Genomic DNA, 310 nt, shown 5'->3' with positions numbered 1-310 from the left:
CGGGATAAAGCTGTCTTCCGAGCCCTTCAACATAAAGAAGCGTTTTCTGGAGCAAAACGAGCTGCGGCTGGACTTCCATATTAAAGCGCCGTGCCGTGTTGAACAGGTTCAGTAACACGTGTCCAAAGGAAATCTCTGCCAGCGGTTTCTCGAAGATAGGTTCACACACAGTGCGAATCGCAAACTCAAAATCTTCAACGTTGGTATCCGGTGGCACCCAGCCAGAATCCACGTGCAACTCCGCCACTTTGCGATAATCACGGTTAAAGAAAGCGATGAAGTTTTCTGCCAGATAACGCTTATCTTCTTT

General features: G+C 48.1%; 1 pseudogene. It reads right to left on the bottom strand.

Going from position 1 to position 310, the window contains the following annotated elements:
• Positions 1-310, bottom strand: a pseudogene (gene ubiB, locus M975_RS22070) (ubiquinone biosynthesis regulatory protein kinase UbiB); the annotation flags it as partial.

This window comes from Buttiauxella brennerae ATCC 51605 (genome assembly GCF_001654925.1).
GTDB lineage: Bacteria > Pseudomonadota > Gammaproteobacteria > Enterobacterales > Enterobacteriaceae > Buttiauxella > Buttiauxella brennerae.
This window is presented reverse-complemented; position numbering and strand designations above follow the sequence as displayed.